Genomic DNA, 25357 nt, shown 5'->3' with positions numbered 1-25357 from the left:
GTCAGTCAGAAAGAACGCTGCGGCGTGAAAATGACACGGCTTATTGCACGTGCTTCGCGCCGCAGTTTTACAGAAAGGAACCGCATGGATATGCGGAATGCGGATCCGGGCTTCGATGGATCCGGGAACGCGGGGCGCAGGGCACTCCGGCCGTTCGGGACCGATGGAAGCTCTGATCTCATCAAGAACAAAGAGGGGGCGCGGCTGCGGCATGAGGCTGATAATGGCAAAACAGGCTAAGGCGGGACAACAGAAAAAGAAAAGGCACGGCAAGTACGACTGGCAGTTCTGGGCGATTATCGCCCTGCCGCTGCTCTACGCGTTCATTTTTGCGTATATTCCGATGGGCGGCATTCTGATGGCGTTCAAGGATTACAGCATCCGCAAGGGAATTCTGGGGAGTCCTTGGGTGGGACTCAAATATTTCCGGCAGTTTCTGACCTCCACCTCCAGCGTGACGGTCATCCGGAATACGCTGATTCTGGGCGTTTACAGTCTGGTGGTCAACTTTCCGCTGCCGATTCTTCTCGCGGTTCTCGTCAACGAGCTGTATCACCAGAAATTCAAGAAATTTGTCCAGTTCATCAGCTACGCCCCGTATTTCATTTCCACGGTGGTGCTGGTCGGCATGATGATGCAGATGATGGATCTGCGCACCGGCGTGATCAACCGCATCATCGTCATGCTCGGCGGGACGGCGGTGAACTTCTTCGGGGATCCGGGCATCTTCCGCAGCCTGTATGTGTGGAGCGGGCTCTGGCAGACGATAGGCTACAGCTCGATCATTTACATCGCGGCGCTGTCCGGCGTCAGCATGGAGCTCAAGGAAGCGGCGGTCGTCGACGGGGCGAGCCGCCTGCAGAGAATCATCCATGTCGATCTGCCGAGCATCCTGCCGACCATCACCATCATGCTGATTTTTGCCTGCGGAGGCATCGTCAGCATCGGCTTCGACAAGGTATTCCTGATGCAGAACAGTATGAACGCCGGCGTCTCCGAGGTGATTTCCACTTTTGTGTATAAGGTCGGTCTGGTCAATTCGGACTTCGGCTTCTCCACAGCGGCGGGGCTGTTCCAGTCGCTGGTCAGCTTTGCTCTGCTCCTCCTCGTCAACTGGATCGCAAAGAAGGTGACGGAAACAAGTCTCTGGTAAACGACGCAGCCGAAGCAAGAGGTGTGGGAAATGAAAAACGAAAAATTCCGTCATATGTCTCTCGGAGAAAAGATTTTTACAATCGTGGATTATGTGCTCCTGATTCTTCTGGTCATTGTGATCGCCTATCCGCTGATCTATATCGTAAGCGCGTCGTTCTCCTCTCCGCAGGCGGTGATCTCCGGAAAGGTGCTTCTCCTGCCGGTGGATGTGACGCTGAAAGGATACCGCGCGGTATTTCAGAACCCCAAGATCATGACGGGCTTCCGGAATTCCTTTCTCTACACGATCGTCGGAACGCTCATCAATCTTGTGATGACCGTGCTGTGTGCATATCCCCTGTCGCGAAAGGAGTTTACGGCGCGAAACCGGATCACCAGCTACTTTGTGTTCACGATGTATTTTTCCGGCGGTCTGGTGCCGACCTACATTCTGGTCAGGAACCTGCACATGGTCAACACGGTCTGGGCCATGCTGATTCCGACGGCGATGAGCTCCTACAACATGATCATCTGCCGCACCTACATGGTGAACTCGATACCGGATGAGCTGTATGAGGCCTGCGAGATCGACGGCGGTTCGCCGTGGGAGTATCTGGTAAAGGTTGTGGTGCCCCTCTGCAAGCCGATTCTCGCGGTCATGGTTCTGTATTACGGCGTGTCGCACTGGAACGACTACTACAATGCGATGATCTTCCTGAAAAATGAGATGCTGCAGCCGTTGACCATTGTCATGCGTGAGATCCTGATACAGAATCAGGTTGATTTTACGATGCTGCGGGACGCCAAAGCGGCCTCGGAGATGCAGGGACTTGCGCAGCTGCTCAAGTATTCCACCATCGTGGTCGCATCGGTGCCGGTGCTTGCGATTTACCCCTTTGTTCAGAAATATTTTGTCGAGGGCGTCATGATCGGCGCGGTCAAGGGCTGAGCCGTCCGGGAGCTTCGTAAACGTGTGCCCTGCGTGAGGGCCGCCTCGCATCAAAGTGCTTCGGCATGGAGGATTTATGTATATGTATCAGTTTGACAGAGAAAGCTATCAGCGCCGTATGACGTGGTATACGCACGATCGCTTCGGGATGTTTATTCACTGGGGGCTGTATTCCATTCCGGCCCGCGGCGAATGGGTGCGCAGCACCGAGCAGATGCCGGAGAGCGAATATGTGAAGTTTTTTGAGGAGTTTGACGCGGCCGACTATGATCCGAAGAGCTGGGCCCGCGCGGCGAAAGAGGCCGGGATGAAGTACGTTGTCCTCACGGCCAAGCACCACGACGGCTTCTGCCTGTTCGACAGTCAGTACACGGACTGGAAAGCGACGAACACGAAAGCGGGGCGCGATCTGATCCGCGAGTACGTCGACGCGGTCCGCGCGGAGGGGCTGCGGGTCGGGCTGTACTATTCGCTGCTTGACTGGCACCATCCGGATTATCCGCATTTCGGCGACCGGATCCATCCGGACAGGAACCGCCCGGAGTGCGGCAACGAGAACCGCGTATGGGAGCGCTATCTGGAATATTTCCACAATCAGGTGCGCGAGCTCTGCACCAATTACGGCCGGATCGATCTTCTCTGGTTCGATTTTTCCTATGACGATATGCGCGGGGAAAAATGGGGCGCGACCAAGCTCATGAATATGGTGCGCGAGCTGCAGCCGGACGTCATCATCGACAACCGCCTTGAGGTTTCGGGCGAGGGCCGCGGGTCGCTCGCGGAGTGCCGCCCCACGCCGTATCACGGCGATTTTGTGAGCCCCGAGCAGATGATCCCGCCGGAGGGCATTCTCGACGTCGAGGGAAATCCCATGGTATGGGAGGCCTGCGTCACGATGAATGGTCACTGGGGCTTCTGCGGGACGGACCGCCTGTTCAAGCCGGCGCCGATGCTGATCAAAAAGCTGGTCGAGTGCGTTTCCAAGGGCGGGAACCTGCTGCTGAACGTCGGACCGGACGCCCGGGGGAACATCCCGGAGGAATCCATGGCGATTCTCGGGGAGATCGGGCGCTGGATGAAGAAGAATCACGAGAGCATTTACGGCTGCGGTAGGGCGGACGTGGAAAAGCCGGAGTTCGGCCGGATCACGCAGAACGGAGACACCTACTATTTCCATATTTATGAAAACACGATCGGTCCGATCCCGCTGCCGGGGCTTCGCCCGGAGGAGATCGTCTCCATCCGCGCGCTGGAAAACGGCTATGAGATTCCGGTTTCCACAAGCTGGGTTCACAGCGACTATCCGGAGCTGTGCTTTGCGGATCTCGGAGAGGATCCGGTGCTTCCGGATCCGGTAGATTATGTTCTCGCGGTGAGGACGAAACGGGGAAACTGCTGATGGTAACGGAAATCTGCTGCGGAGGCTACGAGGATGCGCTGCTGTCCATGGACGGCGGAGCGGATCGGATTGAACTGAACAGTGCGCTCTTCATGGGCGGCCTGACGCCCGGAATCGGAACTCTGCGGCTGGTGAAGCGCGATACCGGGTTGCCGGTGTGCGCGATGGTTCGCCCGCGCGGCGGGGGCTTCTGCTACTCGGAGGCGGAGTTTCTGTCCATGCTGGCGGATGCCGAGGAGCTTCTGAAAGCCGGGGCGGACGGCATCGTCTTCGGCTTTCTCAGGGCGGACGGCGCCATCGACGAGGAGCGGACGGCAAAAATGACGGAGCTGGCGCACCGCTATGGCCGGGAGTCCGTTTTTCACCGGGCTTTCGACTGCACCGGAGCGACTAAGGAGGCGCTGGAGATTCTGATCCGCCTCGGCGTCGACCGCGTGCTCACCAGCGGCGGAAAGCTCACGGCCGCGGAGGGAGCGGAGCAGATACGGGCGCTGCACAGAGCGGCGGACGGGAGAATCGAAATTCTTGCCGGCGGCGGCGTCAACGAGAGGAACGCGGCGGCGCTGATAGAAAATACCGGGATTTCCCAGCTGCACAGCTCCTGCAGAGAGTGGAGGGCTGACCCCACGACAGAGGGCAGGACGATCTCCTATAATTATGCAGGGGACGGACACCGCGGCATGTACGACGCCGTATCCGGAGAAAAGGTGGAGCGTCTCGTCAGCGCTGTGGAAAGCCGGTAAAAATTATGCTTGGAATTCACAAAAAAATATCCCGCAAAGCGCCGGAATGTGTCACAATTATGGCAGAGAGCATCGAGCTCTACCGGGGGCGCTGGGAGGATGTGCCGATTGAGGAGAGCTTCATGCTGAAAAAGAGCATGGAGCTTTTCGGCGATCCGGAGCCCTGCGCCATCCACCGCGGCGGCGTCCGGCTGGAGCTGCTGCGGCAGATGAACGAGCGGTTTGCGTTCGGGGAAAAACCGGATGCGGAGGAGGGGCTTGCCCTGCTGCGCGCCTGCATGGCCTGCGAGGAAATCACCGCGGTGCGCTTTTCTGACGCGCGGTAACCGGGCGGTGACTTCACTCCGTCCCGCGCGGGAGTTTTGTCTCCGCGCGGGTATTTTTATCTCTGTGCGGGGGCCAATCCGGCGATGCTCTGTTCGTGCGGCCAAAGCTTAGCCCCGTGCGGACATCTCTGTCCTTATACGGCCCGGTGCGCGGAGAGGAGCGGCGTATGGAAAACAGACAGGAGGAGAAGCTGGACCGGCTGGCGGAGCTTGTCAGAGGCTCCCGAAATATCATATTCTTCGGCGGCGCGGGCGTCTCGACGGAGAGCGGGCTCCCGGACTTCCGCAGTGTGGACGGGCTGTATCATCAGAAATATGACTATCCGCCCGAGGAAATTCTGAGCCACAGCTTTTACCGCGACAGACCGGAGGAATTTTTCCGATTTTATCGGGACAAGCTTCTTGTACGGGGCGTGGAGCCGAACGCGGCGCACCGGACGCTGGCGAAATGGGAGAGGCTGGGAAAGCTCCGGGCGGTCATCACGCAGAATATCGACGGTCTGCATCAGCGCGCGGGCTCGAAGCGGGTTCTGGAGCTGCACGGCAGCACGCTCCGCAACTACTGCGAGCGCTGTCATGCGTTCTATGACATGGAGTTTGTCGAGCGGGCGCAGGGCGTTCCGACCTGCACGAGGCCGGGCTGCGGCGGCCGGGTGAAGCCGGACGTGGTGCTCTATGAGGAGGGGCTTGACATGGCGCTTCTTCAGGAAGCGGCGGAGCTGATCCGGGACGCGGAGCTGCTTATCATCGGCGGAACCTCGCTCGCGGTCTATCCGGCGGCGGGGCTCATCGACTATTACCGCGGAGATCATCTGATTCTGATCAACCGGGGCAGGACGGCGCGGGATGCCGGGGCGTCTCTGGTGATCGACGGCAGCATCGGCGAGGTGCTCGGCGCGGTGGATGCAAGGCTGTGAGCGTGGATACAGACCGGCGCAGACGCCGGAGAGGCGGTGCATGAATATACAGGTGGGAGATATCGTCCGACTGAAAAAGCCGCATCCCTGCGGAGCGTCGGAGTGGCGGGTGCTTCGGGCGGGAGCGGATTTCCGGATAGAATGCAGGGGCTGCGGCCATCAGCTCATGCTGGCGCGCCCGGCGCTGGAAAAGCGCATCCGGGAGGTGATTCCCGGAGAGAAAAGCGGCGGAGCCGCCGCGGGAGAAGCCGTCACAGGAGGGACATAGGAGGAGTCGCCGTTACTTCGCCGTTCGAGCTGCCGGAGAGCGCGGAAAAGCGCTTGTATTCGGGGCGGCAGTGTGATAGACTAAAGCTCCGTGGGACGTTTATGTCCTCGATTTCCTTGCTCTCCGCAGTGGGAGGGCCAGAGACCATAAGGAGGTAGATACAGCATGAACAAGTACGAGTTAGCCGTTGTTGTCAGTGCACAGATCGACGACGAAGCCAGAACCGCGACCCTTGACAAGTGCAAGGCACTGATCGAGAGATTCGGCGGCACTGTGAGCGATGTCGATGACCAGGGCAAGCAGAAGACGGCATACGAGATCCAGAAGCAGAATGAGGCGTTCTATTACTTCATTCACTTCGACGCAGAGGGCGCCGCGATCCGCGAGATCGAGAACCGCATGCGCATTATGGCAAATGTACTCCGTTATCTGTGCGTCAGAACAGACGAGGCTTGACGGAAAGCAGAGGTCAGAATGAATAAAGTAATACTTATGGGGCGTCTCACAAGGGACCCCGACGTCAGATATACCCAGGGTGAAAATCCGATGTGCATCGCGCGCTACACGCTGGCGGTGGACAGAAGAATGAGCCGGAACAATCAGGACGGGCAGACAGCGGATTTCATCGGCTGTGTTGCATTTGGACGGTCCGGGGAATTTGCCGAGAAGTACTGCCACAAGGGCACGAAGCTCGCGGTGACCGGCAGGATCCAGACGGGAAGCTACACCAATAAGGAGGGGCAGAAGGTCTACACCACAGACGTTGTCGTTGAGGATCAGGAATTTGCGGAGAGCAAGAGCGCGCAGAGCCAGAACAACTACGGCAGCAGCTACGGCGGAGATTCATTCGGGCAGTCCTCCGGAAACAATAACAGCAATGCACAGCCTTCCGCAGCGGGAGACGGCTTCATGAATATCCCGGATGGGATCGACGAGGAGCTTCCGTTCTCATAAGCTGCGAAACGGTCTGGATAAGACAGGAGATAGATCATGGCTTATACAAAATCTGACAGAGGAGATGCGCCTTTCAAGAAGAGAGGCGGCTTCCACAGAAAGAAAAAGGTTTGTGTTTTCTGCGGTAAGGATAATACCATTGACTACAAGGACGTTGCGAAGCTCCGCAAGTATGTGTCCGAGAGCGGTAAAATCCTCCCGAGAAGAATCACCGGAACCTGCTCTACCCATCAGAGAGCGCTGACGGTCGCGATCAAGAGAGCGCGCCATCTGGCTCTGATGCCGTACAGCGAGATCTGATCATTCCCATCGAATGAAGTAAAAACAGAGCATCATCAGGCCCCGTCCGCAAGGATGGGGCTTTTTTAAAAAATATACTTTTCCATTGAGAAGCTCTCCTGTATAATAGCGGCGCTGATCTATTAGCAGAGATGCCGCTTAATTCGTAGCTTATTGAGCTCAAAGCAGGATAGATAAATGGAAGAAAAAAGCATTTGTAACATAAAACGGTTGTTTTTGTTTCTGCCAGCTGTATTTCTGCTGACCGGATGCTCGGCAAATTACCGGAGAACATGAAAACAATCTACCTTGCGGGAGGATGCTTCTGGGGCATGCAGAAATTCTTCGACCAGTTTGATGGTGTGATTCAGACGGAGGCCGGATATGCGAACGGACCGGATGAGGCGCCAAGCTATCAGGATGTATGCAGAAGCAGCGGGCACGCCGAGACGGTTCGGATTGACTATGATCCCGACGTAATATCTCTGACTGATTTGCTGAACTATTATTTTATGGTGATAGACCCGCTCTCCGTCAACAGGCAGGCCAATGACCGGGGTATCCAGTACCGGACGGGAATCTATTATACAGAAGATGAACAACTCCCGGAAATTGAAGCTGTTTATCAGGCGGAGGAGGAGAAAGCCGGAGCCAAGCTTGCTGTTGAACTGCTCCCTCTGGAACATTACTTTCCTGTAGAAGAGTATCATCAGAAGTACTTAGACAAGAATCCGGGAGGTTATTGCCACATCCCGGGCAGTTACTTTGAGCTTCAGCAGAACAATGCAGAAAAATCAGAAGAAGAACTGCGGGAGCGAATCGGTGATCTTGCTTATGAAGTCACACAGAATGCCGCCACGGAATACGCATTCACAGGAGAATATGACGACTTCTTTGAAAAGGGCCTCTATGCTGATATTGTCAGCGGAGAGCCGCTCTTTACATCCATGGACAAGTACAACTCCGGCTGCGGCTGGCCGGCCTTTACGAAACCGATTACCGAGGATGCCGTTGCGGAAAGCACAGATACATCCCATGGAATGATCCGAACAGAGGTACGCAGCAGCGGTGCGGATTCCCATCTGGGACATGTGTTTGACGACGGTCCAAAGGAATCCGGTGGTCTGCGTTATTGCATCAACTCCGCTGCACTTCGCTTCATTCCCTATGATGAACTGGAAGAACAGGGGTACGGTGAGTACCGGAATCTCTTTGAGAAAGAATAGGCATAAATCAATATGATAAGGTGATCCTCAACGGGCTTGGTTATACATCGTAAAAAATTGGCGTGGATTTGAACGGTAAATTCTCATTTCATCCAGCGGAATCAATGAGGTACAGCTTGTGAATCAGACATCAGAGAATCAGTCGGCAGCTTTTGAAGAGAGAAATTTTAAGGAGGGAAAACAGCCGGAGGGCACTCCCCTTTTCACCGCGCAGACGGTATGAACCGAGGAGGAGTATATCCGCTTTAATATGGTCTGCCTCGCCGAATCGCTCGAAAAAGCGAGGAAAACCTATCTCGTCCTTTCCGGGCTCATTCTGCTCGCGGGAATCGTCATGCTGGCGGTCTCCGGCGGGCCGAATCCTCTGGATATTTTCTTTATCCTCTTCGGCGCATCGTACTATTTCCTGATGATGGCGCGGATGCGCCGGAGGCTTCGCAGGGTTGCGCACGAGGCGTGGGAGTCGGACCGGACTCTGCGGGACTCCGTGAGGCGGTATTTTTTTTATGAGGATCATGTGACGGCGGTCAGCAAGCACGGCGAGCTGAGGCTCCGCTATGAGGATATTTATCGGGTCATTGCCACGGAGACGAATCTGTATATCATGCTGGGCAAGGCGCAGGGGGTGAATCTGGTCCGTGCGGAATGCTCACCCGAACTGATTGCCTTTGTGGAGAGGCTGGGAGAACCGCGCCTCTGGCGCGCCGCGCGCTGTCTGTGGTAAAATATATTCTGTATATCGCCCTTTGCGGCGATCTGCAGAAGGAGCTTTTACCGTATGAACAATCACGTAAAACTGAAAGGGAGACTGGCCAATTATTTCAATGCGCCGCTGCGGCTCGGAATCTTCCTTATTCTGGTTGATCTGATCATTTATTTCGTGAGCTGGCCGAGCGGCCTGCTCCTGACCGTCTTCACCGCAGTCTATTTTCTGATTGTGGGCTCTCTCTACATCAACAACCGGTCGTTGCTTACGGGCGAGCTGGTGAGCTTTGCGACGGAATACGGGCAGATTCAGCGCAAGCTCCTGCGGGAGCTGGGGGTTCCCTACGCGGTTCTCGACGAGACCGGGCGCATCATCTGGACCAACGAGCAGTTCGAGCGCATCACGCACAGGGAAAAGGGGTACCGGCGCTCGATCACCACAATTTTCCCGGCGCTGACGCGGGACAATCTGCCGTCCCGGGAGGACGAGAAGGATTTTCCCGTGGAGTACGAGAACAGCTACTACACGGCGCATATGACCCGCATTCCGCTTGACGATATGGCGGCCAACAGCGATATCATCGACGCGTCCGGGTATCAGGATTTTCTGATCGCGCTCTATCTCTTTGACGAGACGGCGGTAAAGCTGGCGCTGCAGGAGGTCGACGACCAGAGCGTGGTCGTTGGCTTTATCTATATGGACGACTATGAGGAGGCGCTGGAGAGCATCGAGGACGTCCGCCGCTCTCTCCTCATCGCGCTGATTGACCGAAAGGTCGCAAAGTATGTTTCCTCGGTCGACGGCGTCTGCGCCAAGATTGAGAAAGACAAGTATTTTGTCGTCATGCGCAAGAAATCGCTGCTTCAGCTCCAGAACGCTCATTTTGAGCTGCTGGGAGACGTCAAGACCGTCAATATCGGCAACGAGATGTCGATCACGATCTCCATCGGAATCGGCATGAACGGTCTGAGCTATGCGCAGAATTACGAGTTTGCGCGCAATGCCGTCGATCTGGCCCTCGGCCGGGGCGGCGATCAGGCGGTGATCAAGACGCCGGACAACACCGTGTATTACGGCGGCAAGACCCAGCAGGTGGAGAAGAGCACCCGCGTCAAGGCCCGTGTCAAGGCGCAGGCCATGAAAGAGATCATTTCCACCCGGGACAAGGTCTATATCATGGGGCACCGTCTGGGAGATGTGGACAGCTTCGGCTCGGCCGTCGGAATCTACCGCATCGCCAGAACGATGAACAAGGAGGCGCACATCGTCATCAACGAGGTCACCAATTCGCTGAAGCCGATCATGGAGCTCTTCACGGACAATCCGGAATATCCGGAGGATCTCTTCTACACGAGTCCGCAGGCGGTGGACACCGTGTCCGGCAATTCGGCCCTCGTGGTTGTCGATGTCAACAAGCCCAGCATCACGGAATGTCCCGAGCTCCTGCGTCTGTGCAAGTCGATCATTGTTCTCGACCATCATCGGCAGGGGACGGAGGTCATTGAAAACGCGACGCTCTCCTACGTCGAGGCCTATGCCTCCTCGGCCTGTGAGATGGTCTCCGAGATTCTTCAGTATATCGGGGAGAACATCCACATACGGCAGGAGGAAGCGGACGCGATGTATGCCGGGATCGTTGTGGATACGAACAATTTCGTCAGCAAGACGGGGGTCCGGACCTTTGAGGCGGCGGCGTTTCTGCGTCGGAACGGGGCGGATGTCACCCGGGTGCGCAAGCTGTTCCGGGAGGATGCCGGCGAATACAAGGCGCGCGCGGACGCGGTTTCGCAGGCGGAAATCTATCGGGATAATTATGCGATCTCCGTGTGCGTGAACCACGAGATCGAGAGCCCTACGGTGGTCGGCGCGCAGGCGGCGAACGAGCTTCTCAACATCAAGGGCGTCAAGGCGAGCTTTATTCTCACGGAATATCAGAACCAGATCTTCATCAGCGCCCGCTCCATCGACGAGGTGAACGTGCAGGTCATCATGGAGCGGCTGGGCGGCGGCGGCCATATGAACATTGCGGGCTGTCAGATGGAGGAGGTGTCCATCGAGGAGGCGGGTAGCATTCTCAAGCGCACGCTGGACGACATGATCGCCGAGGGCGAAATTTCGTGATGATCGGAAATATGCCGGAAAACGGAACCTCCGGGGAACAGGATCGCCGGAAAACAGAAAGGAGAACGGAATTTATGAAGATGATTTTACTGCAGGATGTCAGAACGCTCGGCAAGGCAGGGGATATTGTGACCGTGAGCGACGGCTACGCGCGCAACGCGCTGATTCCCAAGGGCCTTGCGGTGGAGGCGACCGAGAAGAATAAGAACGATCTGAAGCTGAGAAAGCAGCACGAGGAAAAGCTCGCGGCGGAAAAGCTGGAGCAGGCGCAGGCTCTCGCGGCGAAGCTCGAGGGGCTCAAACTTACCGTCTACATGAAAAAGGGAGAGGGCGACAAGGCGTTCGGCTCCGTCAGTTCCAAGGAGATTGCCGAGGCGGCAAAGACGCAGCACGGGCTGGAGCTGGACAAGAAGAAGATTCAGCTTGATGAGCCGATCCGCGGCTTCGGCATGCGTCAGGTGCCGATCCGTCTTCACCCGCAGGTGACCGGCACGCTCTATGTTTCGGTGCAGGAGAAATAAGGAGAACCGGTTCCATGCCTGAAGAGGAAGTGATCCGGCGCGTCATGCCGCACAGTCTGGAGGCGGAGCAGTCCGTCCTCGGGGCTATGATCATGGACGCCGAAGCGGTGGAGATCGCGACCGAGTATCTTACGGCGGACGATTTCTACTCCAAGCAGTACGGCATTGTGTTCAATGCCGTCTGTGAACTTCATAATGAAAATGTCGAGATCGACGCGGTGACGCTCCAGAACCGGCTTCTCGGGAAAAATCTCCCGCCGGAGTCGGCCAGCCCCGAATTTATCGCCGGGCTGGTGTCGGTGGTCCCTACGTCGGCGAACATCCGCAGCTACGCCCGCATTGTGCAGGAAAAATCGACGCTGCGCCGGATGATCCGCGCGGCGGAGGCGATTGCGAACGACTGCTATGCCGGAACCGAGGAGCTGGATGTGGTTCTCGACCGGGCGGAGAAGAGCGTTTTTGATATTTCGCAGAAGCGCGGCTCGGGGGACTTTGTCCCGATTTCCCGCATTGTTCTGAACGCGATGGAGAGAATCGAGCAGGCGTCCCGATCCAAGGGAACCGTGACCGGCGTGGCGACCGGCTTCACGGATCTGGACACCCGGACGGCGGGAATGCAGCCCTCGGATCTGATTCTGATCGCGGCCCGCCCCTCGATGGGAAAAACCGCGCTGGCGCTCAACATCGCGGAGCACGTCGCGTTCCGCGACCACCGTGCGGTCGCCATTTTCTCTCTGGAAATGTCCAAGGAGCAGCTGGTAAACCGTCTCTTTGCCATGGAATCGCGCGTTGAGGCGCAGCATATCCGCACGGGCGATCTGAACGAGGCGGAGTGGGCGGACCTCATCGCCAAGGCGGGGGAGATCGGGCAGAGCAGGCTGATCATTGACGATACCCCGGGCATTTCCGTGGCGGAGCTGCGGACCAAGTGCCGCAAATACAAGAGCGAGTACGGCCTTGAGATGGTTCTGATCGATTACCTGCAGCTCATGACCTCGAGCACCTCGCGGGCCTCGGATTCCAGACAGAACGAGATATCGGAGATCTCGCGTTCGCTCAAAGCGCTGGCGCGCGAGCTGAAATGCCCGGTCGTCGCCCTTTCGCAGCTTTCCCGCGCGGTGGAGAGCCGCCCGAATCACCGGCCGATGCTCTCGGATCTGCGTGAATCGGGAGCGATCGAGCAGGATGCGGACGTCGTCATGTTCATCTACCGGGATGATTACTACAATCCGGACACCGAGAAAAAGGGAATTGCCGAGGTGATCATCGCCAAGCAGCGAAACGGCCCGATCGGGACGGTCGAGCTGTCGTGGCAGGCGCAGTACACAAAGTTTTCAAATCTTGCCGGCGGCAGGGATCACTTTGCCGCACCGGACTGAGCGGGATCGGATTCTGCGGGGCATCCGCGGCGTCCGGCCCGCGGCGGAGCGACACGAGGGAGCGTATGGAAAAAGAAAAAAACGGCGCGGCGCAAACGGCGCGGGAGCACATCGATTCTCTGGAGGCGCAGGAAAAAAAGGAAGAGCAGCGCCGGACACGCCGCGTAAACGAGGCGCAGGTGTTCCGCCGCGTGCTCCGGGTTCTGACGCCGGCGGAAAAACGCCGGATGCTGGGGCTTTTTTTTATGATGCTGATCGGCGCGGCGCTGGAAACCGTCGGAACCTCGCTGATTCTTCCCCTGATCGAGGTGGCGATGGCGCCCGGCGAGGCGCTCGGCAGGCGGCGCTACCGCATGATCTACGAGCTTCTGCAGCTTCGCAGCGTCAATTCCTTTCTGCTGCTGATGATCGTATCGCTCATGGTGATTTACCTGATCAAGAACGTGTTTCTGTATGTCATGTATCTCATGCAGAACCGCTTTGTCTATCAGGGCATGTACCGGACCTCGCGGACGGTGTTCAAGGATTTTGTCTCGCGGGATTATGAATTTTTTCTGGATGCGAGCACGCCGCTGACCATCCGGCATATCGCCAGCGACGTCAACGGGGTCTATAACTTAGTCAGAACCTATCTCTCTCTTTTTACGGACATCATCATCTTTGCGGCGCTGTTTGCCGTCTCTCTGTTCATGAGCCCGACGATGACCGGGGTCATGATTCTTGTGATCGGCCTCATTCTCGCTGTGAACAAAATCATCATCAGTCCGGTTTCGCGGCGCTGGGGGCATGAGGCGAACGTCAACAACGCGCTGGTCACGAAGTGGCTCATGCAGGCGATCAACGGCATCAAGGAGACAAAGGTGCTGAACCGGGAGAAATACTTCATCGATCAATATGACCGGAGCGGAAAGAAGCTCGCCGAGATTCAGACCCAGTCCGCCTCCGTCGCGAACCTCCCCCGCCTGTCCATCGAGACGATGACGATGGTGGGGATTCTCGCCATGATGGGAATCTTCATCGGGAGAACGGACAACGCCGCGCCGATGATGGCTCGCATCGGCGTTCTCGCGGTAGTGGCGATCCGCATCATGCCGAGCGCGAATCGCATCGCACAGTCTTTGAACAGCGTGGCCTATTATGAGCCCAGCCTGACCGCCGTGGAAACGATCATCACCGACTCGCGCGCGGCGAACGTCGACGCCCGCTTTGAGGGGCGCGATGAGATCCGTCCGCTTAGCTTTTCGGACCATGTGGAGCTGAGAGACATCAGCTACCGCTATCCCGGGACGGAGACGGATATTCTGAAAGACAGCTCTCTCACGATTCCGATCGGGCATTCCATCGGTCTGGTTGGTCCGTCCGGAGCGGGGAAATCCACGGCGGTCGATATCATTCTGGGCCTGCTGAAGCCGCAGGAGGGGCAGATTCTTGTGGACGGACGCATTGACATCGAGGAAAATCTGCCGGGCTGGTATGCGGATATCGGCTATGTGCCGCAGATGATGTTCATGCTCGACGACACCATACGAAGCAACGTCGCCTACGGCGTGAGGCCGGAGGATATCGACGACGCAAAGGTCTGGCATGTTCTTGAGGAGGCGAAGCTCGACGAGTTTGTCCGGAGCCTGCCCGACGGCCTGAATACCGGCATCGGCGAGCGGGGCGTCCGGATCTCCGGCGGGCAGAGGCAGCGCATCGGCATTGCCAGAGCGCTGTACAACGATCCGCAGATCATGATTTTTGACGAAGCGACCTCGGCGCTCGACAACGAGACGGAGAAAGCGATCATGGAGGCGATCGAGAGGCTGCACGGCCGCAAGACGCTGATCATTGTGGCGCACCGGCTCTCGACGATTGCAAACTGTGACGCGGTGTACCGCGTGGAAAATCAGAAATTCAACCGGCTGACAAAGGAAGAGCTGTTGGAGCTGATCCGGCAGCAGCGGCGCGAGGCGTGACGCGCGGGAGAAACAGATGCCATTCAGAAACCGATCAAGAGGATTAAAGCAGGACAGGGGCCGGACGGCGTTTTACCTGCTGATGGTCATGACGTTCGTGACCATCCTGCTCTTCAATCTGATGACGCCGATGCTGACGGATGATTTCAGCTACGGCGCGCAGGCGCGGCACGCGGGGAGCGTGCGGGCGCTGCTGCTTCAGGAGTACCGGCAGTATATGACATGGAACGGCCGCTCTCTTGTGCATTTTCTGCTGCGCTGCTTTCTCGTGCTTCCGCCCGTCGTGTTCAAGCTCTGCAACAGCGCGGTTTTTGTGCTGCTCACGTGGCTTTTGTACGCCAATGTGACGCGGCGGGGACGCTATGAGCCGGGGCTCTACCTCGCGGGGGTGCTGTTTCTGTGGTTTACCGGGGTGGACTTCGCGCAGACCGTCCTGTGGGAGACCGGGGCCTGCAATTACCTCTGGGGGACGACGATTATTCTGGGCTTTATGACGGTGCTGCGCCGTCTGGCGGATGCGGAGAGAGAGGGGTCCGCGGAGAGGATAGAAAAAGAAAAGTCCCGGGGAAAGGCAAGACAGGCCGCGCTGGCGGCGGGAATGCTTTTCTTTGGCGTCGCCGCGGGCTGGTGTAATGAGAACACCTCGGGAGGCGCGCTTTTGTTTGCTCTGCTTCTGCTTTGGAATATATCGGCGCGCAGTATGGAGGGCAGAACGGAAAGGAAGCGGCCGCACCGCTTCACACTGCCGCCGCTTCCTCTTTGCGCTGCGGCCGCGGGGAATGCGCTCGGCCTCTTTCTTATGGTGAGCGCGCCGGGCAACGCGCTCCGCGCGGCGTACCGCACGGAGGAGCACGACGGCCTGTTCGGTCTGCTCTCGCGCTTTCAGAAAGTGACGCTCCGCGTGGAAAAGTACTTTTTCTTTCTGCTGGCGCTTCTGATTCTCACGATTGTGGTCAGCGCGCTGCAAAAGCGCCGGGAGAGCCGGGCGGAGCTCCGGGCGCTGCTCCGCGAGCGGCTTTTGTTTGCGTTTCTTTTTTTCATGACCTCTTATGCGCTGATTCTGACGGCGCAGACGCAGCCGCGGGCGTTCTTCGGCGCGGGCGTCTTCCTCATCATCGCCTGTCTGCAGGGCATACAGGACGTCCTTTCCGGGGAGAAAGAGCGGGATGAGCATATCGGCGTGCGCGCGGTCTGCTGGTCCTTTCTTGCCGCGGCGTCGCTGTTTTTTGTGTTCATGTACCTTGACAACGGGGCCAACATGGTGCGCGTCTGGCGGGACAGCCATGAGCGTACGGTCTATATTCTGGAGCAGAAAGCGGCGGGAAACGAGGAAATCACCGTCGGACAGCTCCACGCGGATTTCCGGAATAAATTCACGGCGGCCTACGACGGCGATCTGACCGAGGATCCCGGCTACTGGACGAACGTAGCGATGGCGGAGTACTACGGCGTGCGCTCGATCTCCGCTCTGCCGTATGACGAGTGGGCGGTTTCCGTCGGCCGGGAGACCGAGGAGGAGGCCGCGCAGAACAACTACGGAGAGGTGGAGGAAAACGGCCTTTTCGGCTTCTGAACATCATACAGGCATGACTTTGACAGCCGCTTTTTGTGAGTCAAATACCCCGCAGCAGGCTGCGGGGTATGACGCGCCTTGTTTCTGATTTGCGCGGGAACTAAGTAGAAAATTCTTTACGTTTCAGCAAAGCTGTGTTATATTTATCTCATAGGTTACGCGAGTAACCAAAAAAGAAAAGGGAGATCAGCAGCGACGGCGGGGCGGCATGAGCCACAAAGCGGCTTGTACCCATGCGCATCGGCGCAGGGGATTTCATACGGCGATTTGGGTTCGGCATGGAGGTTGATATGGCTGTTACGCGCAGAGAGGTAGCGGAGCTGGCAAAGGTGTCCGTTGCGACGGTGTCCTATGTCGTGAACGGGACAAAGCGCCTTTCTCCCGAGGTCACGGAGCGGGTCGAGGAGGCGGTGCGGACGCTGGGCTACCGGCCGAATCTCGTGGCAAGGGGGCTTGCAACCAGCAAAACGCAGCATGTTGCGATTCTGGTCGACAATCTCGAGAACCCCTATTACGCGTCGCTCCTCATGGGAGCGCAGAGAGCGGCGGTGAGAGCGGGGTATCTCACGTCTCTTCTTCTCATAGACGACACGGATGAGGAGGGGATCATCCGCCTGATGCAGCGGAGGCTCGACGGGATCATCATGGCGTCGCAGAGAGACGCCGAGATCGAGCGTCTCCTGTCCGGAGAGGTTCCCACCGTGTCCTCCGGCGAATATGTCGGCATCCGGTACCGGGACGCGATCTTCAGTGCGGTGCGCTCGCTTGCGGAAAAGGGGCATCGCCGCATCGCCTATGTGAGCGGTCTGAGGGAAGACAATCCGGATGAGCGCTGCGGGAGCTTCAAAGAGGCCGTGGCCGCGGCGGGGCTTCCGTTTGGCGAGGAGCAGATCGTATACGGAGAGAGCAGAGAGACCACGAGCGAGCGGGACGGACGCCGGGGCGTCGCGGAGCTTTTCCGCAGAGGCGTGCGCTTCACGGCGCTCATGACGACCAATGATCTGATGGCGATCGGCGCCATGGACGCACTGCGGGAGAGAGGGCTTTGCATTCCCGGCGATGTCTCGGTCGTGGGCTGCGACAATATTGAAATCGGGCGTTTCGTCAACCCGCATCTGTCGACCATCGACGTGTCGTCTGCGCTCGCGGGAGAGGAGCTGATGAAGCTGCTCCTGTGCAGGATGCGGGGGGAGCAGGCAGAAAAAAGTATCATTACAGGCAGATATATCGAGCGGGAGAGCGTTGGGGCGCTCTGCGGCTCCGATGCCTGATTGATAAAGAACATGCTGCGGGAGGCGCATGTGCACGGCGCAGCCGGCGGCGGAAGTCTCATTTTACAGAGGGAAAGCGCGGAACGGCGTATTTCTCAAATGGTGCTTCGGCAAGGAGGGTGGTATGAAAAAAGTATTGGCAGTGTTGATTTCGGGGGTGCTCGCGAGCTCTCTGCTTGCGGGCTGCGGTCAGGACGCGGGCGGAACGGCTCCCGCCGAGACGGAGTCTGCGGCGCAGCAGGACGAAAGCGCGGCGCTGGAGGCGAGCGAAGCAGAGGAGCCCACAGAAGAGGGCTCCGGCAAAAAGACCATCACCGTCAGCATACAGACCGGCACCGGCGTGCAGGCGGGATGGGATGCCGTGGCGGCCGCGTATGAGGAAAAAAATCCCGATGTGGACGTCATCATCGACCTGAAAGCGGCGGACGGCTATGACCAGTGGGTTCAGACGGCGTTTACCTCCGAGAATCCGGCGGCGGATATCGTCAACATCAATCTGGCGGGCGATACCAGCACCGGCAAGGCGGTGAACTTCTCGGACTATATTGACAACGACAGCCCGTATTCGGACGGGACATGGGGAGAGCAGTTCGACGTCGCCCAGCAGAAGGTGGATATGTCCACCGGAGAAATGACGGCTCTTTCGCTTCAGTCGGTTCAGGTCGTGTGGCTGTATAATCAATCCGTTTTTGATGAGGTCGGGGTCAGCGCGCCGGAGACATGGGACGAGCTGATCGACGTCTGCAAGAAGCTGAAAGACGCAGGCTACCAGCCGATTGCGATGCCCGGCGACTATGACAGCTTCTATTCCGGAACCATGGGATGGCTGGCACAGGTCTACGCGGATCAGACGACCCGGTCCATGGTGGAGAAGAATCGGGCGCAGGAGGGCGATTACTGCTACGATCCGGATATTGACGGCGTGTGGGAATACGATCCCTCGGATCCGTGGAATGACGACGCGGCGAAGCTGACGCAGAATCCGGGTCGTGCCTTTGCAAATGTAAAGGACGGCGTTTACACCGGTGACACGGCGGGAATGAAAACGGTTTGGAAGAATTTTGCGGAGGTATTCCCGGAATATGCCGGAGGCGACGCGTTCTTCGGAACCAATGCGGACGGCGCGAAGACTCTGTTTTATCAGGGCAAGGCGGCGATGATGGTCAACGGCGCGTGGGGCATTATCGACTTCATGAACGATATGGCCGCGCTGGAGAGCGGCGGCAGCATCGAGACCTCGGACGGCGAAGCGATCGCGGATGCCATTCAGTTTGATCTCGGCTCGTTCAATATGCCGTCCATGGAGGGCGAGGGAATCGAGGCGAAAGCGAGAACCATCGAGGTCGCCAACGGCTTCCTCGGCGTCATCTCCAAGGGACAGGAGCATGATGATCTGGTTCTTGATTTTCTGATGTTCTTCTCCTCGAAGGAGGGACAGAGCATCTGCATCGAGGAATCCCTGAAAGCGGGAGGAAATGTGGCCGGCTCGAGCCTTGTGTACGGTGTCGAATATCCGGAGGAGATCCAGAATGCGTTTTCCAATCTGACCTTTATCGGAAATGTGCAGAAAGACTTCAACAATCTTCTGGCGCGGGGCATCGGAGAGTCGGCGGAGACGTTCCGCGATTTCTACCAGTATTCCTATGATTATCTGAGCGGCGCGATTACGGTCGATGAGTGGGCGGAGAAGCATGAGCAGAATATCATGAACCATGTGCTGGATGCCATGGCGGCCAAGGGAGTCGGCGAGAGCGACCTCGCCAATCCGCAGAACGAGCCGACCGGAAACTGACGGAAAACTGACGGAAAGGAATAGAAATCCATGGAAACCGGGAAAAAGACTGCCGCGATTTCTATCCTGCTGTTTGCCGCGGCGCTCCTTCTGACGGCAGCGCATCTTCTGTACCGGGCCCGGACGGAGGGGATCACCGCGGCGCCGGTCTCGACCGGGGCGGTGAACAGCTGCATTGCCTGTGATGAGGACACACAGACGCTCCTTGTCGGAACAACCGGGAGCAATGAGCTGATTGCTTTCCGGGACGGCGGGGAGCTGTGGCGGCAGTCCGCGCAGGGGGCGTTCGCGGATGTTGAAGTGAGCTCCGGGCTTGTCTTTGCGGGGAATCAGGACGGTCACATTTATCTCTATGATCTGAACGACGGACGTTCTGTACAGACAATTGACGTGCAGAGGCGCGTGGTGGCGATTGCGGTCTCGGACGACGGCGAAAGAATTGCCGCGGCGACGCTGACCGGCACGAGCAAGGCGGGGGCTCTTCTTTTTGACCGGAATGGTCAACTATTGGAAAGTGCATCCTTTAAGGTCAGAATCGGCGGAATTGCCATCACGGCGGACGACAGAATGATCATCGGCAATAATCGGGGAGAGCTGATCCGCATCGGAGAGGGAGGAGAAAAGGAGACCGAGTACCGGACGGATTACAGTGTGGTGCAGATGATCGACGCCGGGGATTCGCACCTTGTGCTCTGCAAGGACGGAGGATATTTCTTTTTTGACGATGAACTCTGTATTCTTCGACACGGACGCATTGCGAACGGCATGCAGGCGACGCCGTCGTCGGTCGGCACGGACGGGGAACAGCGCTATGTGGCTGTCGGCAGTGAGGAAGGCTATCTGTTTATTCTGAATGAGCAGGACGAGCAGATCTACACCGACCGCATCGGCGCGGGCATTGCCGGCTTCGCGGCGGAGGGCGGGAGCGTCTGGTTCACCGGGTCGGGCGATTTCATCAAGAGCATGAATATGGAGGAGCTTGCGCATATCAAGCGGAATATCGCGGCGGCGAAGTATACAAGAGCCGCGGCGGCGGTGCTGTACCCGGCTGCCGTCTTCTTTCTCCTCCTGTCCTTTCCGGGAACGGGGGCGGCGATCCGCTGGACGGCGCGGCGGATCTGGCGCTGCCGCATGGCGTATCTTCTCTTGGCGCCTACCTTTATTCTTATCTGGCTGTTCAATTACCGGGGGATCCTCACGGCGCTTGTCCGCGCATTCACGGACTGGTCCCTGACGAACAATACCGTCGCGAAGATGCACTTTGTCGGTCTTGATAATTTCAGAAGAATGCTCACAGAGGGCTATTTTCTGGTGGGCATGAGGAATCTTCTGATTCTTGCCGGGACAGGCGTGGTCAAGGTTCTGACCGTCCCTGTGCTCTGCGCTTGGCTTGTCTACTCCGCAAGCGGCGGAAGAAGAAAGTACCTTCACCGCTTTCTCTTTGTTCTCCCTATCGTGGTGCCCGGCGTGATCAGTGCCATGACGTGGCTCAAGATATACGACCCGAATATCGGGCTGATCAATGAGCTCCTGCGGAGAATCGGGCGGGAGAGCTGGACGCGGGTCTGGCTCGGCAACGCGGGGACGGCGATCTGGGCAATCGTATTCATGGGATTTCCCTTTGTGAACGCCATGGCGTTTCTCGTGTATTACGGCGGACTTATCGGAATCGGACGAGAGGTGGAGGAGTCTGCCGTCGTAGACGGCGCGAGGAGACGGGATATTTTTTGGAGAATACAGCTCCCCCTGATCCGGCCGCAGTTCCGCGTCATGCTGATTCTGACGATGATCGGCATTATGCAGAATTTCAATGAGATCTACATTCTGACGCAGGGAGGTCCGGGGACATCGACCTATGTGCCGGCGCTGGAGCTGTATTTCAATGTGGCTCAGTTCGGCAGATACGGCTATGCCTGCGCGCTGGGCGTGGTGCTGTTTCTGTTTACCATGGCTGTCACGCTTGCCAATATGTTTCTTACAAGAGAAAAGGAGGCGTGACAGGATGACGATTCTGAGAAAAGGCGGACGGCATGCGCGGGAGCAGCGCTTCCAGCTCCTGGTCGAGCTTGTGATGGGATTGATCACGCTGCTGGCCTTTGTCCCGATTCTGGTCATGCTCGTGACCTCGTTCAAAACGAATGTGGAAATTTATCACGATTTTTTCGCCCTGCCTAAACGCCCTCATCTGGAGAACTACGGCGACGCGTTCCGGCTGTTGTTCCGCAATATGCTTAATACCATCGGCGTCGTGGGCCTCGCGGTTGTGCTCACACTGGTGCTTGCAGCGGTGTCGGGCTTTGTCTTCGCGCGGCTCGATTTTCCGGGAAAGCGCTTGCTGTATCTGCTTCTTCTGGCGCTCATGATGATTCCCGGGAATCTGTATTTTGCGCCGAACTATGTGCTGATACAGAAATACGGACTGTTTAATACATGGTGGGCTCTGATTTTTCCGTGGATCTCCGGCGGACAGATTCTGGGCATCGTCCTGTGCAGAAACTCTATCGAACAGCTCCCGGCCGATCTGTTTGAGGCGGCGCGGCTCGAGGGCTGCGGGGAGCTGGGAGAGCTCCTTTACATCGCGGTTCCGCTTGCAAAGCCGATCCTCTCGACGGTCGCCGTGATGCAGATGGTGGGCTATTACAACGACTTTATCTGGCCGATGATGGTGATTGAATCCAATACCCGGCAGGTCATCACGGTCGCGGTTCGGGTGTTTACGAACGCGCAGGGGACAGTAAACATCGGTTCCATGTTTGCGGGCTATGTCATTGCCACGCTTCCGATTCTGGTTCTGTTTCTCTTTACTTCAAGGCTGTATATGGAGGGCATGACCGCGGGGGCGGTAAAGGGCTAGAGAGTGCGGAGACAGAAAGAAGCGGGAATTTTCCCGGTTTCTGATGCGCCGCGGCGGGGCGCGGGCAGGAGGCAGGCATGAGGATTGTCGAGCTGAAAACAAATCATATGGAAAATCCGGTCGGCTATGCGCTGGATGTGCTTTCTCTTTCGTGGAAAGTCAGGGAAGCCGCGGGGAAGAAAACGGAGACGGTGCGGGTCCTGATTTCGCGGGACGAGAGCTTTGCGGAGCCCGTGTATGACAGCGGCCGCCGGGCGGGAGTGGATTCCGCCTCCTTTGTCCCCGCGTTTACCGCCTGCGAGGGTGTGCGCTATTTCTGGAAAGTATATGTCACGGATGACGCCGGGGACAGCGCGGAGAGCGGGACTGCATTTTTTGAGCGTTATCGGGCGATGGGAGAGGCGGCGAAATGGATCAGAGCGCCGTTTGAAGAGGGAGGTCACGCGATTTTTATGAAGCGCTTCCGGCTTGACGAAAAGCCGGTGAGGGCCCGTCTGCGGATCACGGGCCTTGGCCTTTACGAGGCGTTTCTGAACGGGGAACGCGTGGGGGAGGATTATCTCGCGCCCTTTTACAACGACTATAATCACTGGATACAGGTGGAGACCTACGATATCACGGAGCAGCTCGAGGCGGGAGACAACGCGCTCGGAATCGCGCTCGGGAACGGCTGGTATATGGGGCGCTTCGGCTTCATCGACGGGCTGGACCGTCTCTACGGCGATACGCAGCAGCTGATCTGCGAGCTGACGGCGGAGCTGCCGTCCGGCGAGGCGGTGGTGATTTCGTCGGATGAGAGCTTTTGTGCGCATCGTTCCCCGATGCTTGCCAGCAGCATCTACGACGGGGAGGAATACGACGCCCGCCTTGAGGCGGAGGACTTCGGCACGGCCCGCTGTGAGCTCTCAAAGGAGAGGGGATGGGCGGCGGCGGTTCCGGCGGGGGAGGAGCTCACGGCAAGGCTGTCGGCCCGGCGGAGTCTTCCGCTCGTGGTGCATGAGCGCCTTGCACCGGTGGAGCTGATCCGGACGGCGGCCGGCGAGACGGTCCTTGATTTCGGACAGGAGATGACGGGACTGATTTCTTTTGTGTGCCGGGAAAAGGCGGGAACGCGGATTCATCTGCGGTTCGGCGAGATTCTGCAGAACGGGAATTTCTACAATGAGAATCTCCGGACGGCAAAGCAGGAGCTGATTTACTATGCGGGCGGCGGGGAAAAAAGCTACACCTCGCATTTCACCTTTTACGGATTCCGCTATATGAAAGCGGAGGGCTTTACGCAGTTCGAGCTCTCTGACTTCACCGGCCTTGTTCTGCATTCCGATATGCCGGAAACCGGGCGGATTACGACGGATAATGAGAAAGTGAACCGCTTGATTCAGAATGCGAGATGGGGGCAAAAAGGGAACTTCGTGGATGTCCCCACGGACTGCCCGCAGCGGGACGAGCGCATGGGCTGGACAGGGGACGCGCAGGCCTTTGCGGCGACCGCGAGCTTCAATATGTACACACCGGGCTTTTACGGGAAATTTCTCTATGATATGCGGCAGGAGCAGAAAGAGGATTTTCTTGCCGGCAGCGTCCCTCATGTCGTGCCGGACGTTCTTGATCAGATCGGCAGGGTGATGAAGCGGCGAAGCGCGGATCAGAAAGAAACAGACGCGGCGGAGGGAACGCTGCAGCTGCCGGAGGACGGGAATACGCCGGAAGATGGGAATGCGCCGGAAGATGGGAATATGCCCGAGGAAACGGATGCGGCGGCCGGGTCCTGCGCGTGGGGAGATGCGGCCACGGTGATCCCATGGACGATGTATGTATTTTTCAGGGACAAAACCCGGCTTGCGGAACAATATGAAAATATGAAGCTCTGGGTCGATCATATCCACGATATCGACGACTGCTTCTGCGGCGGGAGGAGGCTCTGGACACACGGCTTTCATTTTGCGGACTGGCTGGCTCTCGATAATTTCCACGCGGGCTCCTCGTTCGGGGGGACGGATCCGTATTATGTGGCGAGCGCCTATTATCTGCACTCGGCGGAGCTGACGGCCAGAGCGGCCTCGGTGCTGGGCTGCGGGGAGGATGCCGCGTATTATGCGGGACTTGCCGGAGAGGTGCGCGAGGCAATGCGCAGAGAATATTTTACGGCTACGGGGCGTCTTGCCATTCCGACGCAGACGGCTCTCGTTCTGGCTCTGCACTTCGGCATCGCGCCGGAGAACGCGAGGGAGCGCCTGCGGGAGGACCTGCGGCGGAGCCTTGAGGAGGAAAAGATTCATCTGACGACGGGCTTTGTGGGAACGGCGTATCTGTGCCGGACGCTCTCGGAAATCGGGCTCACGGAGTATGCCTACACGCTTCTTCTCAACGAGGATTATCCCAGTTGGCTGTATGAGGTCAATATGGGAGCCACGACGGTGTGGGAGCGCTGGAATTCCGTCCTGCCGGACGGCAGCATCAGCGATACCGGCATGAACAGTCTGAACCATTATGCGTATGGGGCGGTGGTAGAGTGGGTTTACCGGACGATGGGCGGCATTCATCCGGACGAGCAAGGCGGAGGCTTCCGCCGTTTTCGGCTCCGGCCCGAGCCGGATCCGCGCTTCGGCTTCTGCCGGACAGAGTATGAATCGGTCTACGGAACAATCGTCTCCTGCTGGGAGACGGAGGAGGACGGTTATACGATGCGCCTCACCGTTCCCTTTGATACGGCCGCGGACTTTGCTGTATGCGGCGCGCTACAAAGGGCGGAGATCACCAAGGCCGGAGCGGAGGAAAAAGAGGAGGCTGCTGCGGATGGAGAAACCGGCCCGGCGCCCGTTCCGCAGGTTCTGGGACAAGGGGAGTCGGTATTGCTCCCTGCCGGAAGCTATCGGATCCGTCTCCTGCGCTGAGGCCCGGCGCCGGCACGGGCGGGCCGCTCCGGATGGTGCCGGCGTCGGGACGCGCCGTGCGGCTTCGCCGCCGTCCTTATATAAGAAGACAGA

The 25357-nt window shown here is 58.0% G+C and carries 22 protein-coding genes; all 22 read left to right on the top strand.

Translation table 11 applies throughout. The features are described 5' to 3' along the window. Positions 1-84: 84 nt before the first annotated feature. Positions 85-240 carry a hypothetical protein gene (locus tag E0E20_RS13820; RefSeq protein WP_165443926.1) on the top strand — a complete coding sequence of 52 codons (156 nt, stop codon included), beginning with the start codon at positions 85-87 and terminating at the stop codon, positions 238-240. Further along, a complete protein-coding gene (locus E0E20_RS01175) occupies positions 224-1153 on the top strand; it encodes an ABC transporter permease (protein WP_130836241.1) in 930 nt (309 codons plus the stop codon). The genes E0E20_RS13820 and E0E20_RS01175 overlap by 17 nt, the downstream gene beginning before the upstream one ends. Before the next feature lie 30 nt (positions 1154-1183). Next, the gene (locus tag E0E20_RS01170) at positions 1184-2083 is read left to right on the top strand and encodes a carbohydrate ABC transporter permease (protein WP_130836240.1); all 900 of its coding nucleotides are present in this window, start codon (positions 1184-1186) and stop codon (positions 2081-2083) included. 82 nt (positions 2084-2165) lie between these two features. Continuing rightward, positions 2166-3482, top strand: coding sequence for an alpha-L-fucosidase (locus tag E0E20_RS01165; protein WP_130836479.1), 1317 nt, complete (start codon positions 2166-2168; stop codon positions 3480-3482). Further along, the gene (locus E0E20_RS01160) at positions 3482-4225 is read left to right on the top strand and encodes a copper homeostasis protein CutC (RefSeq protein WP_130836239.1); all 744 of its coding nucleotides are present in this window, start codon (positions 3482-3484) and stop codon (positions 4223-4225) included. Before E0E20_RS01165 ends, E0E20_RS01160 begins: the two co-directional genes overlap by 1 nt. Before the next feature lie 59 nt (positions 4226-4284). Then, a complete protein-coding gene (locus E0E20_RS01155; RefSeq protein ID WP_130836238.1) occupies positions 4285-4551 on the top strand; it encodes a hypothetical protein in 267 nt (88 codons plus the stop codon). 167 nt (positions 4552-4718) lie between these two features. Then, positions 4719-5468: an NAD-dependent protein deacylase gene (locus tag E0E20_RS01150; protein WP_130836237.1), complete on the top strand. Its 750-nt coding sequence runs from the start codon at positions 4719-4721 to the stop codon at positions 5466-5468. Positions 5469-5508: 40 nt separating this feature from the next. After that, entirely contained in the window at positions 5509-5736 is a 228-nt protein-coding gene (locus tag E0E20_RS01145; RefSeq protein WP_130836236.1) for a DUF951 domain-containing protein, read from the top strand. 474 nt (positions 5737-6210) lie between these two features. Continuing rightward, a complete protein-coding gene (locus tag E0E20_RS01135; RefSeq protein ID WP_130836234.1) occupies positions 6211-6690 on the top strand; it encodes a single-stranded DNA-binding protein in 480 nt (159 codons plus the stop codon). A 36-nt stretch (positions 6691-6726) separates the two neighbouring features. Then, the gene (gene rpsR / locus E0E20_RS01130) at positions 6727-6990 is read left to right on the top strand and encodes a 30S ribosomal protein S18 (protein WP_130836233.1); all 264 of its coding nucleotides are present in this window, start codon (positions 6727-6729) and stop codon (positions 6988-6990) included. Between the two features lie 272 nt (positions 6991-7262). Next, the gene (gene msrB, locus E0E20_RS01125) at positions 7263-8195 is read left to right on the top strand and encodes a peptide-methionine (R)-S-oxide reductase MsrB (protein ID WP_130836232.1); all 933 of its coding nucleotides are present in this window, start codon (positions 7263-7265) and stop codon (positions 8193-8195) included. Between the two features lie 250 nt (positions 8196-8445). Beyond that, a complete protein-coding gene (locus E0E20_RS01120; RefSeq protein ID WP_130836231.1) occupies positions 8446-8919 on the top strand; it encodes a YcxB family protein in 474 nt (157 codons plus the stop codon). A gap of 54 nt (positions 8920-8973) precedes the next feature. Beyond that, the gene (locus E0E20_RS01115) at positions 8974-11022 is read left to right on the top strand and encodes a DHH family phosphoesterase (RefSeq protein WP_130836230.1); all 2049 of its coding nucleotides are present in this window, start codon (positions 8974-8976) and stop codon (positions 11020-11022) included. A gap of 74 nt (positions 11023-11096) precedes the next feature. Next, the gene (gene rplI, locus E0E20_RS01110; protein ID WP_130836229.1) at positions 11097-11543 is read left to right on the top strand and encodes a 50S ribosomal protein L9; all 447 of its coding nucleotides are present in this window, start codon (positions 11097-11099) and stop codon (positions 11541-11543) included. Between the two features lie 14 nt (positions 11544-11557). Beyond that, positions 11558-12922 (top strand): replicative DNA helicase, encoded by a 1365-nt coding sequence (gene dnaB / locus E0E20_RS01105; RefSeq protein ID WP_130836228.1) that lies wholly within the window; start codon positions 11558-11560, stop codon positions 12920-12922. Between the two features lie 65 nt (positions 12923-12987). Beyond that, entirely contained in the window at positions 12988-14880 is a 1893-nt protein-coding gene (locus tag E0E20_RS01100) for an ABC transporter ATP-binding protein (protein WP_130836227.1), read from the top strand. 16 nt (positions 14881-14896) lie between these two features. Next, positions 14897-16453 (top strand): DUF3329 domain-containing protein, encoded by a 1557-nt coding sequence (locus E0E20_RS01095; protein WP_130836226.1) that lies wholly within the window; start codon positions 14897-14899, stop codon positions 16451-16453. A gap of 290 nt (positions 16454-16743) precedes the next feature. Then, complete coding sequence (locus E0E20_RS01090) at positions 16744-17724, top strand: LacI family DNA-binding transcriptional regulator (protein ID WP_165443924.1); 981 nt, start codon at positions 16744-16746, stop codon at positions 17722-17724. A gap of 124 nt (positions 17725-17848) precedes the next feature. After that, positions 17849-19516 (top strand): ABC transporter substrate-binding protein, encoded by a 1668-nt coding sequence (locus E0E20_RS01085; protein ID WP_165443923.1) that lies wholly within the window; start codon positions 17849-17851, stop codon positions 19514-19516. A gap of 30 nt (positions 19517-19546) precedes the next feature. Then, positions 19547-21514 (top strand): ABC transporter permease subunit, encoded by a 1968-nt coding sequence (locus E0E20_RS01080; RefSeq protein WP_130836223.1) that lies wholly within the window; start codon positions 19547-19549, stop codon positions 21512-21514. A 4-nt stretch (positions 21515-21518) separates the two neighbouring features. After that, a complete protein-coding gene (locus tag E0E20_RS01075; RefSeq protein WP_165443922.1) occupies positions 21519-22370 on the top strand; it encodes a carbohydrate ABC transporter permease in 852 nt (283 codons plus the stop codon). Positions 22371-22447: 77 nt separating this feature from the next. After that, positions 22448-25264: an alpha-L-rhamnosidase gene (locus E0E20_RS01070; RefSeq protein WP_130836221.1), complete on the top strand. Its 2817-nt coding sequence runs from the start codon at positions 22448-22450 to the stop codon at positions 25262-25264. The last annotated feature ends 93 nt before the right edge of the window (positions 25265-25357 follow it).

The organism is Lachnoclostridium sp. Marseille-P6806 (genome assembly GCF_900625025.1).
Lineage (GTDB): Bacteria > Bacillota > Clostridia > Lachnospirales > Lachnospiraceae > CAG-791.
This window is presented reverse-complemented; position numbering and strand designations above follow the sequence as displayed.